This is a genomic window from Azospira sp. (assembly GCF_030247495.1).
In the GTDB taxonomy this organism is placed as follows: Bacteria; Pseudomonadota; Gammaproteobacteria; order Burkholderiales; family Rhodocyclaceae; genus Azospira; species Azospira oryzae.
On record NZ_JAOTRW010000008.1, the window covers coordinates 178,615 to 192,543 of the forward strand.

12 protein-coding genes are annotated in these 13,929 nt (G+C 68.2%); 2 read left to right on the forward strand and 10 right to left on the reverse strand.

Translation table 11 applies throughout. The annotated features are described in order from the left end of the window. Nucleotides 1–2 precede the first annotated feature (2 nt). The 4 genes from OEL49_RS13335 to OEL49_RS13350 all read right to left on the reverse strand — a co-directional run bounded on the left by OEL49_RS13335 (nt 3) and on the right by OEL49_RS13350 (nt 4,457). On the reverse strand, nt 3–1,355 hold the full coding sequence (locus OEL49_RS13335; protein ID WP_287875128.1) for a DEAD/DEAH box helicase: 1,353 nt from the start codon (nt 1,353–1,355) through the stop codon (nt 3–5). Nucleotides 1,356–1,384: 29 nt separating this feature from the next. After that, nucleotides 1,385–1,885: an acyl-CoA thioesterase gene (locus tag OEL49_RS13340; RefSeq protein WP_205230445.1), complete on the reverse strand. Its 501-nt coding sequence runs from the start codon at nt 1,883–1,885 to the stop codon at nt 1,385–1,387. 101 nt (nt 1,886–1,986) lie between these two features. Continuing rightward, a complete protein-coding gene (gene recG, locus OEL49_RS13345) occupies nt 1,987–4,062 on the reverse strand; it encodes an ATP-dependent DNA helicase RecG (protein ID WP_287875130.1) in 2,076 nt (691 codons plus the stop codon). Between the two features lie 14 nt (nt 4,063–4,076). Further along, a complete protein-coding gene (locus OEL49_RS13350; RefSeq protein WP_014235432.1) occupies nt 4,077–4,457 on the reverse strand; it encodes a RidA family protein in 381 nt (126 codons plus the stop codon). Between the two features lie 45 nt (nt 4,458–4,502). Between OEL49_RS13350 and OEL49_RS13355 the strand changes: the two genes are divergently transcribed. Continuing rightward, on the forward strand, nt 4,503–4,856 hold the full coding sequence (locus tag OEL49_RS13355) for a tetratricopeptide repeat protein (RefSeq protein WP_014235433.1): 354 nt from the start codon (nt 4,503–4,505) through the stop codon (nt 4,854–4,856). A gap of 209 nt (nt 4,857–5,065) precedes the next feature. Here the strand turns inward: OEL49_RS13355 and OEL49_RS13360 are convergent, their stop codons facing one another. The 6 genes from OEL49_RS13360 to OEL49_RS13385 all read right to left on the reverse strand — a co-directional run bounded on the left by OEL49_RS13360 (nt 5,066) and on the right by OEL49_RS13385 (nt 12,550). Then, on the reverse strand, nt 5,066–5,911 hold the full coding sequence (locus tag OEL49_RS13360; protein WP_287875133.1) for an SPOR domain-containing protein: 846 nt from the start codon (nt 5,909–5,911) through the stop codon (nt 5,066–5,068). Nucleotides 5,912–5,952: 41 nt separating this feature from the next. Then, nucleotides 5,953–6,519, reverse strand: a complete 567-nt coding sequence (locus OEL49_RS13365) for a DUF2802 domain-containing protein (protein ID WP_287875135.1) — start codon at nt 6,517–6,519, stop codon at nt 5,953–5,955. 92 nt (nt 6,520–6,611) lie between these two features. Beyond that, entirely contained in the window at nt 6,612–7,115 is a 504-nt protein-coding gene (locus tag OEL49_RS13370) for a DUF4442 domain-containing protein (protein WP_014235436.1), read from the reverse strand. A gap of 170 nt (nt 7,116–7,285) precedes the next feature. Next, entirely contained in the window at nt 7,286–8,485 is a 1,200-nt protein-coding gene (locus tag OEL49_RS13375) for an acetyl-CoA C-acyltransferase (protein WP_130459221.1), read from the reverse strand. 17 nt (nt 8,486–8,502) lie between these two features. After that, complete coding sequence (locus OEL49_RS13380) at nt 8,503–10,890, reverse strand: 3-hydroxyacyl-CoA dehydrogenase/enoyl-CoA hydratase family protein (RefSeq protein ID WP_287875139.1); 2,388 nt, start codon at nt 10,888–10,890, stop codon at nt 8,503–8,505. A 16-nt stretch (nt 10,891–10,906) separates the two neighbouring features. Continuing rightward, nucleotides 10,907–12,550 carry a fatty acid--CoA ligase gene (locus OEL49_RS13385; protein WP_287875141.1) on the reverse strand — a complete coding sequence of 548 codons (1,644 nt, stop codon included), beginning with the start codon at nt 12,548–12,550 and terminating at the stop codon, nt 10,907–10,909. Nucleotides 12,551–12,811: 261 nt separating this feature from the next. Between OEL49_RS13385 and OEL49_RS13390 the strand changes: the two genes are divergently transcribed. Then, a complete protein-coding gene (locus OEL49_RS13390) occupies nt 12,812–13,819 on the forward strand; it encodes an AraC family transcriptional regulator (protein ID WP_287875143.1) in 1,008 nt (335 codons plus the stop codon). Nucleotides 13,820–13,929: the final 110 nt, after the last annotated feature.

Consider the following 13,929-nt stretch of genomic DNA (forward strand, 5'->3'; position numbering starts at 1 on the left):
GCTCAGCGGCCCCGGGCCTTGGGCGCGGCCTTACCTCCCGGCCGCCCGGCCCCGCGCCGGCCGCCCGGGGCCTTGGCACTGCCGGGGCCCTTGCCCCGGCTGGGCCCGCTGCCGATGCCGTAGTCCAGGTGCTTGGGCATTTTCGGCTTCTTCGGCTTCTTGATCACCTGGCCGGCGGGGCCGGTCTCTGGCACCCGGTGGTCCGGCTCGAAGCCGTGCTGTTCGATACGGGAAAGGGGCTGGCCGATCAGCACCTCGATGGCACCGAGCAGGTTCACCTCGTCGGCGCAGACCAGGGACACGGCCTCGCCGCTGGCGCCGGCCCGGGCGGTGCGGCCGATGCGGTGCACATAGTCTTCGGGGACGATGGGCAGGTCGAAGTTGACCACCCGGGGCAGGTCGTCGATGTCCAGGCCGCGGGAGGCCACGTCGGTGGCCACCAGCACCCGCACCTGGCCGGCCTTGAAGCTTTCCAGGGCGCGCAGGCGGGCCGGCTGGGGCTTGTCGCCGTGGATCGATTCGGCAGCGATGCCCTTGGCCGTGAGGGTCTCCACCAGCTCATCGACGCCCTTGCGCGTCTTGACGAAGACCAGCACCTGGTCCCACTTCTTGTGCTTGTAGAGATGGCAGAACAGGGCGCTCTTGCGCTTCTTGTCCACCGGCACCACCCACTGCTTGATGCCCCGGGCGGTGGCGTTGGGCCGGGCCGTCTCGATGGAGAGGGGCTTTTTCAGCAGCTGGTTGGCCATGCTGCGGATGGCGTCGGAGAAGGTGGCGGAAAAGAGCAGGGTCTGGCGCTGCTTCGGCAGCAGGGCGAAGAGGGCATTCAGCTCCCGGGCGAAGCCCAGGTCCAGCATGCGGTCGGCCTCGTCCAGCACCAGGGTGCGCACCTGGTCGAAACGCACCGCGTTCTGCCGGTGCAGGTCCAGCAGGCGGCCCGGGGTGGCCACCAGGATGTCCACGCCCTTGCGCAGCTTCATCATCTGGGGATTGATGCTGACCCCGCCATAGACGGCGTAGCTGCGCAGCACCAGGAACTGGCCGTAGGCGATGAAGCTGTCGCACACCTGCTGGGCCAGCTCCCGGGTCGGCACCAGGATCAGGGCCCGGGTGCTGTTGCTGACGGTGGGCTCCGGATCGTGGGCCAGCCGCTGCAACAGGGGCAGGGCGAAGCTGGCGGTCTTGCCGGTGCCGGTCTGGGCCGCGGCCATCAGGTCGCCCCCGGCCAGGACGGCGGGAATGGCTTTCTCCTGGACCGGGGTCGGAGTCTGGTAGCCGAGCACGTCGAGGGCTTCCAGCAGGGGCGGCACGAGGTCGAGATCGGCGAAGGTCATGGGCGGTGTTTGGCTGGACATAGGGATTGCAGAATAAGGGGCGGCGCGGCTCAGTCGGCCAGGGGGCCGGCATGGGCGCCGTGGGTGGCCTCGAAGCGGCGGGCCAGTTCCTGGCGCAGCTGGCGGCGGGTGCAGGCGGCCTCGAAGCGGCGATGCTCGTCCGGCGTCCGGGGCTCCAGGGGCGGCACCGGGGTCGGCTTGCCCTGGTCGTCCACCGCCACCATGGTGAAGAAGCAGCTGTTGGCGTGGCGCACCACCTGGGAGCGGATCTCCTCCGCCACCACCTTGATGCCCACTTCCATGGAGGAGGTGCCGGTGTGGTTCACGCTGGCCAGGAAGGTCACCAGCTCGCCGACGTGGATGGGCTGGCGGAACATCACCTGGTCCACCGAGAGGGTCACCACATAGGCGCCGGCGTAGCGGCTGGCGCAGGCGTAGGCCACCTGATCGAGCAGCTTGAGGACGGCGCCGCCGTGGACCTTGCCGCTGAAGTTGGCCATGTCCGGCGTCATCAGCACGGTCATCGACAATTGGTGGTTGGGCAGGTTCATGGCAGGACTCGCGAGGCAGAATGAGAAAGCGGGAAGCGGGACGAAACGGCTGGCGCGGCACCGCGGCGCTATTGTACCCGGGGCCGCAGCAGGCCGCCGGCTCAGGCCTTGAGCAGCTCTTCCCGGCTGCCCAGCCAGCGCCGCAGATGGCGCTCGGCCCGGGGCGGATCGTCCCGCAGCAGGCGTTCGGCCAGGTCCCGCGCCAGTTCCACCAGGTCGGCGTCCATTTCCAGGTCGGCGTAGCGCAACAGGGGCACGCCGCTCTGGCGGGCGCCGACGAACTCGCCGGGGCCGCGCAGCTGCAGGTCCTGACGGGCGATCTCGAAGCCGTCGGTGTTCTCGTAGATGATTTTCAGGCGGGCCCGCCCGGTCTGGGACAGGGGCGTGGCGTAGAGCAGAACGCAGGCCGACTCGTGGGCGCCCCGGCCCACCCGGCCCCGCAGCTGGTGCAGCTGGGCCAGGCCGAAGCGCTCCGCATGCTCGATCACCATGAGGCTGGCGTTGGGCACGTCCACCCCCACCTCGATCACCGTGGTGGCCACCAGCACCTGGATATCCCCGGCGGCGAAGGCGGCCATGGTGGCGGCCTTCTCGTCGGGCTTGAGACGGCCGTGCACCAGGCCCACCGACAATTCTTCCAGTTCCTCGGCCAGGATGGCGTGGGTGTCGATGGCGGCCTGCAGGTCCAGCTTCTCGCTTTCCTCGATCAGGGGACAGACCCAGTAGGCCTGGCGTCCGCTTTCCACGGCGTGGCGCACCGCCCCCACCACCTCGTCGCGACGGGCATCGGAGACCAACTTGGTGCGGATGGGGGTGCGCCCCGGCGGCAGCTCGTCGATCACCGAGACATCCAGGTCGGCGTAGTAGCTCATGGCCAGGGTGCGGGGGATGGGCGTGGCGGACATCATCAGCTGGTGCGGGATGCCGGCCTTGCCCTTCTTGCGCAGTTCCAGGCGCTGGGCCACGCCGAAACGGTGCTGCTCATCCACGATGGCCAGCCCCAGGCGCAGGAAATCCACATCGGCCTGGATCAAGGCGTGGGTGCCCACCACCAGCTGGGCGCCGGCGGCGGCCTCCTGCTGGGCGGCTTTTTTCTTCGCCGACTTGAGGCTGCCGGAGAGCCAGGCGACGGTAATGCCGAGGGGCTCCAGCCAGGCCGAGAGCTTCTTGTAATGCTGCTCGGCGAGGATTTCCGTGGGCGCCATGAAAGCCGCCTGCCAGCCGCACTCGATGGCCTGGCAGGCCGCCAGGGCGGCGACGATGGTCTTGCCGCTGCCCACGTCCCCCTGCAGCAGGCGCTGCATGGGATGGGCCTCGGCCAGGTCCCGGGCGATCTCCTGCCACACCCGCTGCTGGGCCCCGGTGAGCTGGAAGGAAAGCTGGCCCAGCAGCTGCCGCGCCAGGGCACCGGGGGCGTTCAGCCGGGGCGCTCCCTTTTCCCGCCGCGCCAGATAGGCCCGGCGCAGGGACAGTTGCTGGGCCAGCAATTCGTCGAACTTGATGCGGCGCCAGGCCGGGTGGCGGTGGTTCTGCAGGGCGAATTCATCGACCCCGGGGGGCGGCGCGTGCAGCAGGCGGGCGCTGGCGGCGAAGGGTTCCAGGGCCAGGGCCCGCAGCTGCGTCTCGTCCAGGGTGTCGGCCAGGTCGGACTCGGCCAGGGCCTTACCGATAAGCTTGCGCAGGGCGGACTGGGCCAGGCCGGCGGTGGTGGGATAGACCGGCGTCAGGGACTGGGGCAGGGCACTCCCCTCCTCCACCGACTTGTAGCGGGGATGGACCATCTCGCTGCCAAAGAAGCCGCCCCGGATCTCGCCGAAGACCCGCAGCTTGCGGCCCTCGTCCCGGGCCGTTTCCAGCTGCTTGACCTGGCTGCCGTAGAAATTGAGGAAGCGCAGCCACAGCTCCCCCGAGTCGTCCTCGCAGCGGGCCACCAGCTGGCGCCGGGGGCGGAACTGGATGGAGACGTCGGTGACCCGCACCTCCACCTGCACCGGCTCGTCCCAGGGCGCCTCATTGACCGGCACCACCGCCGTCTCGTCCTCGTAGCGCAGGGGAAAATGCAGCAGCAGATCGTTGCGCGAGTGCAGCCCCAGCTTGCCCAGCTTCTGCTGCAGGGCGCTGGCCCCCTTGGCTGGCGCCTTGGCGGCCTTGGCCGGCCCGGCCTTCTTTTCCGCCAAGACGGTTCTGCGCTTTAGCCGAGCACCAGCACGGCGTCGGCTTCCACCAGGGCGCCCCGGGGCAGGGAGGCAACGCCGACGGCGGCCCGGGCGGGATAGGGCTGGCTGAAGTAACGGGCCATGACCTCGTTCACCTTGGCGAAATTGCCCAGATCGGTGAGGTACACATTGAGCTTGACGGTGTCGGCCAGGGAGCCGCCGGCGGCCTCGGCCACGGCCTTGAGGTTGTCGAAGACGCGCACGATCTGGGCGTCGATGCCTTCCACCATCTGCATGGAAGCCGGGTCCAGGCCGATCTGGCCGGAGAGATAAACGGTGTCGCCAGCCTTCACTGCCTGGGAGTAGGTGCCGATGGCGGCGGGAGCCTTGTCGGTGGCGATGATCGTTTTGGCCATTTTGCTGTCCTTTAGAATGAAGCCTTGGAAAAAAGGAAATGGTAAATGACGACAGCGATCATCGCCAATCTGGAAAAGCTGCTGGACGGTCCCCGGGACGGGGCCCTGCTGCGCTATTCCCTGGGCAACGAGTGGCTCAAGGCCGAACAGTGGGAACAGGCCGCGGCCCGCTTCCGGGAAGCGGTGGACAAGGACCCCAAGTACTCCGCCGCCTGGAAGCTGCTGGGCAAGGCCCTGGCCGAGGGCGGCCGGCCGGCGGAAGCCCTGGCCGCCTACCGGCAGGGCATTACGGTGGCGGAAGGACGGGGGGACGTGCAGGCGGCCAAGGAAATGACGGTCTTCGCCCGCCGCCTGGAGAAACTACTGCAGTCGCCCGACGCCGGCCCGGATCAGACCTGAGGCGAACCTGCCGCAGCATCCGGCCTGGAAGGCAGAAAGGACGCTGCTCCCAGCCATGGCATGGCCAGGAGGCTCGCCCCGCCTGCCTCTCCCGGCAGGTCGTTTTCAATCTTGAGGCAATGCCGGCACCGCGACGGGCGCCGGCTGCAACTTGTATCAGGCAGCAGCGGCCGGCCCGGCAAGGTGGGCGCCGGGACCGCCGCCCGCCTTTAGCGGCGGTTGCCGGCGGGGGGCACCAGCACCGAGTCGATGCCCAGGGCCTTGAGCTTGGCCCGGGCCGCGTCGGCCTCTTCCTTGGACTTGAAGGGCCCCACGTTCACCCGGGATTCGATATTGGAGGGAATGCCGTTCAGCTGCAGCTTGGCGTGCAGTTCCTCGGCCCGCTCGGTGCTGCTGAAGACGCCGGCCTGCACCACGTAGCCGGAGAACAGGCGGGGCGGCAGGGGCTGGGGCCGTACCGGCATCGGCTGCACGTTGGCCGGTGCCGCCGCCGGGGCCGGCTGGGCGGCAGGCGTGGTGCCGGCCGGCGCCGCAGCGGCAGGCGCGGGCGTGACGCTGGCCACGGTGCCCTGACGGCCCTGGGCCGGCTGGCGGCCGTTGCTCACCGGGCCGGAGGTGGCGCCGCGGATGGGCTGGGCGGCATGGGGCGTCGTTTGCAGGGCCGGTTTGGCGGCCACCTGGGGCGGCGGCGGCAGCTCGGGGGCCGGCTGGCCCTTGGTCACCGGCGCGGCGGACAGTTCGGGCTCGGCCGGCTTTTCCTCGGCCTTGGCTTCTTCGGCGGGCGGCGCCACGGGTTCCACCGGCTTCACCGGCTGGGCCACTTCCTTCGGTGCCGGTGCCGGCGCCACGGCCACTTCCTCTTCTTCCGGGGCCTTGGAGAGATGGTCGAACAGGGCCAGGGCGGCCAGCAGCACGGCGATCATGACGCCGGCGAAGGCCATGCGCCGCCCCAGGCGCTGCTTGATCTCGTCCTGGGGATCGACGGCGGGCGCTTCCTTGCGCTTGGCGGCCGTCTTGGCGCCGGTCGCCTTGGCCGCCGGTTTCTTTTCTGCCATGGTGGTCCCTTTCCCTGGTTATCGGTGTGCGGCGCCCGGCCTCAATCGCCCTGGTTGCGGGCCAGGGCGACCACCAGGTCAGCCTCGGCCCGGGCGATGCCGCAACGCTCGGCAATGGTTTCGGCGTCGTGCCCCAGCATGGCCATCTGCATGGCGTCGCTGTAGAGGGGCGACATGTTCTGGGAAGCCTTGATCTGGCCGACCTGGCCGCGCATCTCTTCGCGCAGGGTGGCGAACTCGTGGCGCAGCACCGCCACTTCCTCCCGCAGCTGGCCCAGTTCGAGCTGGACCGCCTTGTAGTACTGCTCTTCGGCAAAGTCCTTGGCCGGCGGTTCGTTCCAGGCGAAGGCGGGCTTTTCGGGGCGGCTGTAGACCGGGTCCGGATGCTCGTCGCCGGCCTCGTCGCCGGCCTCGTCGTCGCCATCGTCCCCGACCTCGCCCAGGCTCGGCGCCTTGGGTGCCGGCGCGGCCGCCTCCTGGCGGCGGCGGGCCAGACGCTTCAGGCGCAGCAGCACGAACAGGATGTACAGCCCCAGGAGGGCAATGATGCCCACCACGGCTTCACGCCAGCCCATGCCGGCAGCCGCCAGCCAGGTGTCGAGATTCATGGGGTATGCCGCGCCTTGTCAGTCATGGGGCCGTATTATGCCAGAGGGCTCGTGCCGGCGCGGGCTCTTAACGCGGTCGCTCCAGGCCCCGCCTAGGCCGCCACCTTGTTGCGGTAGAAGGCCTTGTCGGCGATGTACACGGTGCGCTCGACGATGGTGTGCACCACCCCGTGACGGTCCTTCAGTTCCACCGTATAGGTGCGTTCGCACTCCCCGTCCCGGGCGACGATCTCGCGCACCAGTTCGGTCTCCGCATCGTCGATGTGGAATTCGGCAAAAAGGGGCGCCCGGCCCGGCTTGCGGTAGCGGATGGCGCCGGCCTTGTCCCAGATGATGTAGTCGTGGCCCAGCTGCAGGGCCAGCAGGGTGGGATGGAGGCCGTCGGTGGTGGCGAACAGGGCGCCGCCGAAAATGGTGCCGACGGCGTTGCGGGTGCCCCGGTTGAGGGGCAGCTTGACCACAATGCGCTTCAGATCGGCGGAAACGTGGATGACCCGGCCACCGGTGGCGCGCCAGGCGGGAAACCAGTTGAAACCCCAGCGCAGGATGGCCGGGCGCCAGGCGGGGGGCAGCTTTTTCCACCATTTGGGCAGCATGGTCGGGAATCTCCTTGGGGAATGGCGTGGCACAACGGGTGCGGCGCCGGCCGGCGCCCGCCCCGTGGCCTTTGTCGGGGATGCAGCTTACAACAAGTCGGTAAACGCAAAAATGCCCCGGCCGGCACCGCCCCTGGAGGAGAACGGCACCGGCCGGGGCGCGCTGCGCCTTACAGGGCCTCGAACAGGCCCGCGGCACCCATGCCGGTGCCGATGCACATGGTGACCATGCCCCACTTCTTGTTTTCCCGGCGCATGCCGTGCACCAGGGTGGCGGTGCGGATGGCGCCAGTAGCGCCCAGGGGATGGCCGAGGGCGATGGCGCCGCCCTGGGGATTGATCTTGGCCGGGTCCAGACCCAGCTCCCGGGTCACCGCCAGGGCCTGGGCGGCGAAGGCCTCATTCAGCTCGATCCAGTCCAGGTCGTCCTGCTTGATGCCGGCCTGGGCCAGGACCTTGGGAATGGCGGCGATGGGGCCGATGCCCATGATCTCCGGCGGCACGCCGGCCACGGAGAAACCGGCGAAACGGGCCAGGGGCTGCAGGTTGAACTGCTTGAGGATCTTCTCGGAGACCAGCAGCACGGCACCGGCGCCGTCGGACATCTGGGAGGAGTTGCCAGCGGTGACGCTGCCCCGGGCGTTGAACACGGGCTTCAGCTTGGCCAGACCCTGCAGGCTGGAATCGGGACGGGGGCCTTCGTCGGTGTCGCAGACCTTCTCGACGATGCGCACGGTGCCGCTCTTCAAGTCCGGCAGGTGGGCACGCACGGTGTAGGGGCTGATCTCGTCCTTGAACTTGCCGGCGGCGATGGCGGCCACGGCCTTCTGGTGGGAGGCCACGGCGAAGGCATCCTGGTCGTCGCGGCTGATGCCCCACTTCTGGGCCACCTTCTCGGCGGTGAGGCCCATGCCGTAGGCGATGGCCACGTTCTCGTCCTTCTCGAAAATGGCCGGGTTGAGGGACACCTTGTTGCCCATCATCTGGGACATCAGGCTCATGGTCTCGGTGCCGGCAGCCAGCATCACGTCGGCCTCGCCCAGGCGGATGCGGGCGGCGGCATCGGCCACGGCCTGCACGCCGGAGGAGCAGAAGCGGTTGATGGTGATGCCCGGCACGGTGTCCGGCAGGCCGGCCAGGAGCAGGCCGATGCGGGCCACGTTCATGCCCTGCTCGGCTTCCGGCATGGCGCAGCCGACGATCACATCTTCCACCAGGGCCGGGTCCAGCTGGGGCACCTGGGCCATGACGGACTTGAGGGCGTGGGCCAGCATGTCGTCGGGACGGGTGGTCTTGAACATGCCGTTGCGCTTGGCCACCGGCAGACGGGTGGCGGCGACGATGTAGGCGTCTTGGATTTGTTTGGTCATTGTTTGTCTCCTTCCCCTTAATTACGCAGGGGCTTGCCGGTCTCAAGCATGTGCTTGATGCGGGCCTGGGTTTCCGGGGTCTTCAGCAGTTCGACGAATTCGCGGCGCTCCACGGTGAGCAGCCATTCGTCGTCCACCCGGCTGCCCTGCTCCACGTCGCCGCCGCACAGGGCGATGGCGGCGGAGCGGGCCACCCGGTAATCGTGGGCGGAGATGAAACCGCCCTCCTTCATGTTCACCAGCATCATCTCCAGGGTGGCAATGCCGGGACGGCCGGCCACCGGGATGTTGCGGGCCCGCAGGGGCGGACGGTAACCGGCCTGGGCCATGGCCCGGGCGCGGCCCAGGGCCACGTGCAGCAGTTCGTGGGCGTTGAAGACCACGTCGTCCGACTCCTTGGCGAAGCCCATTTCCTGCACTTCCAGGGCGCTCTTGGCCACCTTGGCCATGGCGATGGTCTGGAACACGTTCTGCAGGAAGGGGAACAGTTCACCACCGGCCTGGCGGGCACCGAACTGGGCGGCGCGGATGGCGAATTCCTTGCAGCCGCCGCCGGCGGGAATCAGGCCGACGCCCGCTTCCACCAGACCGACGTAGCTTTCCAGGGCCATGACCCGGTGGGCCGCATGCATGACGAACTCGCAGCCGCCGCCCAGGGCCATGCCCTGCACAGCCGCCACGGTGGGCACCTGGGCGTGCTTGAAGGCCATGGAGGCACGCTGGAACTTGGCCACGGTGGCCTCCAGCTTGTCGAACTCGCCCTTGGCGCAGGCTTCGCCCACCTGCTGCAGGTTGGCGCCGACGGCGAAGGGGGCTTCGTGCCAGATGACCAGGCCGTCGAAGTCCCGCTCGGCCCGGCTGACTGCTTCGAGCACGCCATCCAGCACCTCGTCGCCGATGGCGTGCATCTTGGAGGTGATGGAGAGAATGGCGATCTTGGGTTCCTGGGCATGGGTCCACAGGCGCACCCCGACGTTTTCCCAGACGGTCTCGCCCTTGGCGGCGGGGGCTTCGCCCAGCACGGTCTCGGGATAGAGCTGGCGGCCGTACACCGGCAGGGCGGAACGGGGCTTGAGGCCCTGTTCGGCGGCGGACCAGGAGCCGGCGGGTTCATGCACCCCGTCCCGGGCCATGACCCAGGCGGGCAGGGGCGCCGTGCTCATGGCCAGGCCGGCGTCGATGTCGGCCTGCACGGCGGCGGCAATGGCTTTCCAGCCGGCCGCCTGCCAGGTCTCGAAGGGGCCCATGGCCCAGCCGAAGCCCCAGCGCATGGCGAAATCCACATCCCGGGCGTTGTCGGCGATGGATTCCAGGTGGAAGGCGCAGTAGTGGAAGACGTCCCGGTAGATGGCCCACAGGAACTGGGCCTGCTTGTGGCCGGAGGCGCGCAGGGCGGCGAACTTCTCGGCCGGGTTCTTGATCTTGAGGATCTCGGCCACTTCCGGGGCAATCTCGCCGGCGGAGGTACGGTAGTCCTGCTTGGCCAGGTCCAGCACCTGGATTTCCTTGCCCTGCTTACGGAAGATGCCGCACTTGGTCTTCTGGCCCAGGGCGCCCTTCTCGATCAGGGCGGCCAGCCAGGCCGGGGCCTGGAAGTGGCTGTGCCAGGGGTCGCCGGGCAGGGTGTCCTGCATGGTCTTGACCACGTGGGCCAGGGTGTCCAGGCCCACCACATCGGCGGTGCGGTAGGTGGCGCTCTTGGGCCGGCCGATCTTGGGGCCGGTCAGGGCATCCACCTCGTCGAAGCCCATCTCCAGGCGCTGGGTGTGGTGCATCACCGCCAGGATGGAGAAGACGCCGACCCGGTTGGCGACGAAGTTGGGGGTGTCCTTGGCCCGCACCACGCTCTTGCCGAGGCGGGAGACCAGCCAGGTTTCCAGGCGGTCCAGCATGGCCGGATCGGAGTCGGTGGTGGCGATGATTTCCACCAGGGGCATGTAGCGCGGCGGATTGAAGAAGTGGATGCCGCAGAAGTTGGCCCGCTTCTCCGCCGGCACGGTGGAGGACAGCTTGTTGATGGACAGGCCCGAGGTGTTGGAGGCGACGATGGCGCCGGCCTTCAGGTGGGGCGCGATCTTGCGGTAGAGGTCTTCCTTCCACTCCATCTTCTCGGCGATGGCCTCGATCACCAGGTCGCACTCGCCCAGCAGGGCCAGGTGCTGCTCGTAGTTCGCGGCATCGATGTGGGCCAGGCGCTCCTTGCTCGCCAGGGGGGCCGGGTCCAGCTTCTTCAAGCCGTCCAGGGCCTTCTTGACGATGCCGTTGGGGTCGCCCTCCTTGGCCGCCAGGTCGAAAAGCACCACCGGCACATCGGCGTTGGCGAGATGGGCGGCGATCTGGGCCCCCATCACGCCGGCGCCGAGCACGGCAGCCCGGCGGACGATCAGTTTGCTGTTCTCACTCATGGTCTTCTTGTCTCCTTCACTTCACTAGTTGTTCCCGCATGGCGCGCTTGTTCAGCTTGCCAACGCTGGTTCGAGCCAGACTCTCGAGGAATCTGACGTTTTCCGGTACACCGTACTTGGAAATATGGCCCTGGTCGGCAAAGACCTTCACATGGGCTTGGATATCTGCGGCCGACACCTGGTCGGCGAATTCGGGCTTGAGCACCACCAGGGCCAGGGGGCGTTCGCCCCACTTCTCGTCGGGCACGCCGATGACGGCCACTTCGCTGACCCCCGGGTGGCGGCCGATGAGGTCCTCCAACTCGAGGGAGGAGACCCACTCGCCGCCGGTCTTGATCACGTCCTTGATGCGGTCGGTGACCTGCAGGTAGCCCTGGGGGTCGATGTGGCCGATGTCCTGGGTGTGCAGCCAGCCGCCGTCCCACAGATGCTCGGAGGCCTCCGGGTTGTAGAGGTAGCCCTGGGTCAGCCAGGGGGCGCGCACCACCACCTCGCCGGCGCTCTTGCCGTCCCGCGGGCAGTCGCCCATCTGGGCATCCACGGTGCGCAGGGCCACCAGGGGCACGGGCCGGCCGGTCTTGACCCGTACCGCCACGTTGGCATCGGCATCGGCCAGCAGCGCCGGATCTTCCATCTGGGCCAGGGTCAGGATGGGACAGGTCTCGGACATGCCGTAGCCGGTGAACACATCGATGCCCCGATCCAGGGCCGCCTTGGCCAGACCCGTGGTGAGGGCGGAGCCGCCGATGATGACCTTCCACCGGGAAAGGTCCACCTGCTTGCCGTAGGGCGTCAGCAGCAGCATGTGCAGGATGGTGGGAACACAGTGGGAGAAGGTGACCTGCTCCTTCTCGATCAGCTTGAGGATGGCCTCGGGCTGGTAGCGCCCCGGATAGACCTGCTTCACCCCCGCCAGGGTGGCGATGTAGGGCATGCCCCAGGCGTGCACATGGAACATGGGGGTCAGGGGCATGTAGATGTCGTCCCGGTGGAATCCCCCCTGTTGCGGCGCCAGGGCCAGGGCAGAGCAGACGGCCAGGGTGTGCAGCACCAGCTGGCGGTGGCTGAAATAGACGCCCTTGGGCAGGCCGGTGGTGCCGGTGGTGTAGAAGGTGGTGGCCCGGGTGTTTTCGTCGAAATCGGGAAAGTCGTAGTGGTCCGGGCAGTCGGCCAGCAGGGCTTCGTACTCGCCGGCAAAGCCTTCCGGCAGGTCGCCGCCTTCGTCGTCCAGCAGAACGAAGCGTTTCACCGTGGCCAGCTCGCCGCGGATTTGCGCCAGCACCGGCAGGAATTCCCGGTTCACCAGCAGCACGCTGGCCTGGGCATGGTTCAGGGTGTACAGGATCTGGTCCGGCGACAGGCGCACATTCACGGTCTGCAGCACGGCACCCAGCATGGGCACGCCGAAGAAGCATTCCAGGTAGCGGTGACTGTCCCAATCCATGACCGCCACCGTGTCGCCGCCCTGGACCCCCAGGCGGCTCAGGGCATGGCCCTGGCGGTTGATGCGCAGGGCCAGGTCCCGGTAGGTGTGGCGCACCTTGTCCCCATAGACGATTTCCTGCTGCGGCGCCGTCGCCAGGGGAGTATGCAGCAGCTGCTTGATCAGCAGGGGATAGGTGTAAGCGGAGGGTGTGACCTGGATGGGTTGCATGGACATGGCGGAAGTCTCCCGGCGTTGTTCTGGCTTATCGCCCGCCGGCGGCCGCGCCTGCGACCCTGGCAATAGACCTATCGCGCCGAAAGAGTGTCTTTCCGGCAGGTACGACCCGATGCCCAGCGGACTCCTTGAAACAAGACAGAGTCTTTGTTTCCGCGACGATTCTACGAACAATCGCCGCTCCGCCGGATTGCCGGTTGCGCCTATTTACTTGCATAATCGGCCATTCCTCATGCCGCAGCGCACAAGAAATCCCAGGCCATGGCCGCCCCGTCATCGAGCACCGTCCCCATCAGCTTCGTGCACCACCTGCTGGCCGGCACCGCCATCGAGCCCCCTCGACGTACGGCCCTGGTGGAACAGGCCGGTATCGCGCCGGCCTTGCTGGCAGCCGATACCGCCCGCGTCACCACGGAGCAGTTCGCCACCCTTTACCGCCTGCTGGCGCGGGAGCTGGACGACGAACTGCCCGGCATGTTCTCCCGCCCGGTGCGGGCCGGCGCCTTCAAGTTCCTCTGCCTGAGCCTGCTCGAATCGGCCAACCTGCAGACTGCCCTGTTCCGCTTCACCCGCTTCTTCCATCTGCTGCTGGACGACTTCGCCATCGACCTCTCGCGCCAGGGCGGCCTGGTGCGCATCGCCCTCATCCCCCAGACGCCGGCGGCGCCCGCAAACACCTTCGGCCAGGAGATCATGCTCAAGCTGATCCACGGCGTCGCCTCCTGGCTGACCGGCCACAAGATGACCCTGGCCCGGGTGGACTGCGCCTATCCGCGACCGCGCCATGCCTCGGAGTACGTTTTTCTCTATCCGGGGCCGGTGCATTTCGACCAGGGGCAGTCGGCCCTGTACTTCGAGGCCAGCGCCCTGGCCACACCGATCCGGCAGGACAAGAACTCCCTCGGCACCTTCCTCAGCAAGGCGCCGGGCGGCTGGCTCTTCGTTTCCTTTGCCGAGCGCCTGGTCAGCCAGAAGGTGCGGGAGACCCTGGAAAAGCAGCTGGAACGCTCCCTTTCCATCGAAACGGTGGCGCGCAGCCTGCACACGTCGGTGCGCAGCCTGACCCGCCACCTGGCGACGGAAGGCACCACCTTCCAGGCCATCAAGGATGAACTGCGCCGGGACGTGGCCATCCAGCGCCTGACCCAGACCGACATGCCCATCGCAGTGATCGGCACCGCCGTAGGCTTCGACGACCCGACCACCTTCCACCGCGCCTTCCGCAAATGGACGGGCAGCACGCCGGGCGCCTACCGGCTGCGGCGCTGACAGGGGAACGGGAAAGATCGGCATCGGCCTCGCCTATAATTCAAACGAACGTTTGAATTATAGGCTTTGACATGCTTCCGTCAAGAGGCATGCGCCGCTGTGCCGCAAAA

Bases quoted from the DNA above. Each gene is read 5' to 3' on its own strand.
- OEL49_RS13380 (WP_287875139.1), bottom strand. From the start codon at position 10,890: ATGAGTGAGAACAGCAAACTGATCGTCCGCCGGGCTGCCGTGCTCGGC.
- OEL49_RS13375 (WP_130459221.1), bottom strand. From the start codon at position 8,485: ATGACCAAACAAATCCAAGACGCCTACATCGTCGCCGCCACCCGTCTG.
- OEL49_RS13390 (WP_287875143.1), top strand. From the start codon at position 12,812: ATGGCCGCCCCGTCATCGAGCACCGTCCCCATCAGCTTCGTGCACCAC.
- OEL49_RS13360 (WP_287875133.1), bottom strand. From the start codon at position 5,911: ATGGCAGAAAAGAAACCGGCGGCCAAGGCGACCGGCGCCAAGACGGCC.
- OEL49_RS13350 (WP_014235432.1), bottom strand. From the start codon at position 4,457: ATGGCCAAAACGATCATCGCCACCGACAAGGCTCCCGCCGCCATCGGC.
- OEL49_RS13365 (WP_287875135.1), bottom strand. From the start codon at position 6,519: ATGAATCTCGACACCTGGCTGGCGGCTGCCGGCATGGGCTGGCGTGAA.
- OEL49_RS13370 (WP_014235436.1), bottom strand. From the start codon at position 7,115: ATGCTGCCCAAATGGTGGAAAAAGCTGCCCCCCGCCTGGCGCCCGGCC.
- OEL49_RS13335 (WP_287875128.1), bottom strand. From the start codon at position 1,355: ATGTCCAGCCAAACACCGCCCATGACCTTCGCCGATCTCGACCTCGTG.
- OEL49_RS13355 (WP_014235433.1), top strand. From the start codon at position 4,503: ATGACGACAGCGATCATCGCCAATCTGGAAAAGCTGCTGGACGGTCCC.
- OEL49_RS13340 (WP_205230445.1), bottom strand. From the start codon at position 1,885: ATGAACCTGCCCAACCACCAATTGTCGATGACCGTGCTGATGACGCCG.
- OEL49_RS13385 (WP_287875141.1), bottom strand. From the start codon at position 12,550: ATGTCCATGCAACCCATCCAGGTCACACCCTCCGCTTACACCTATCCC.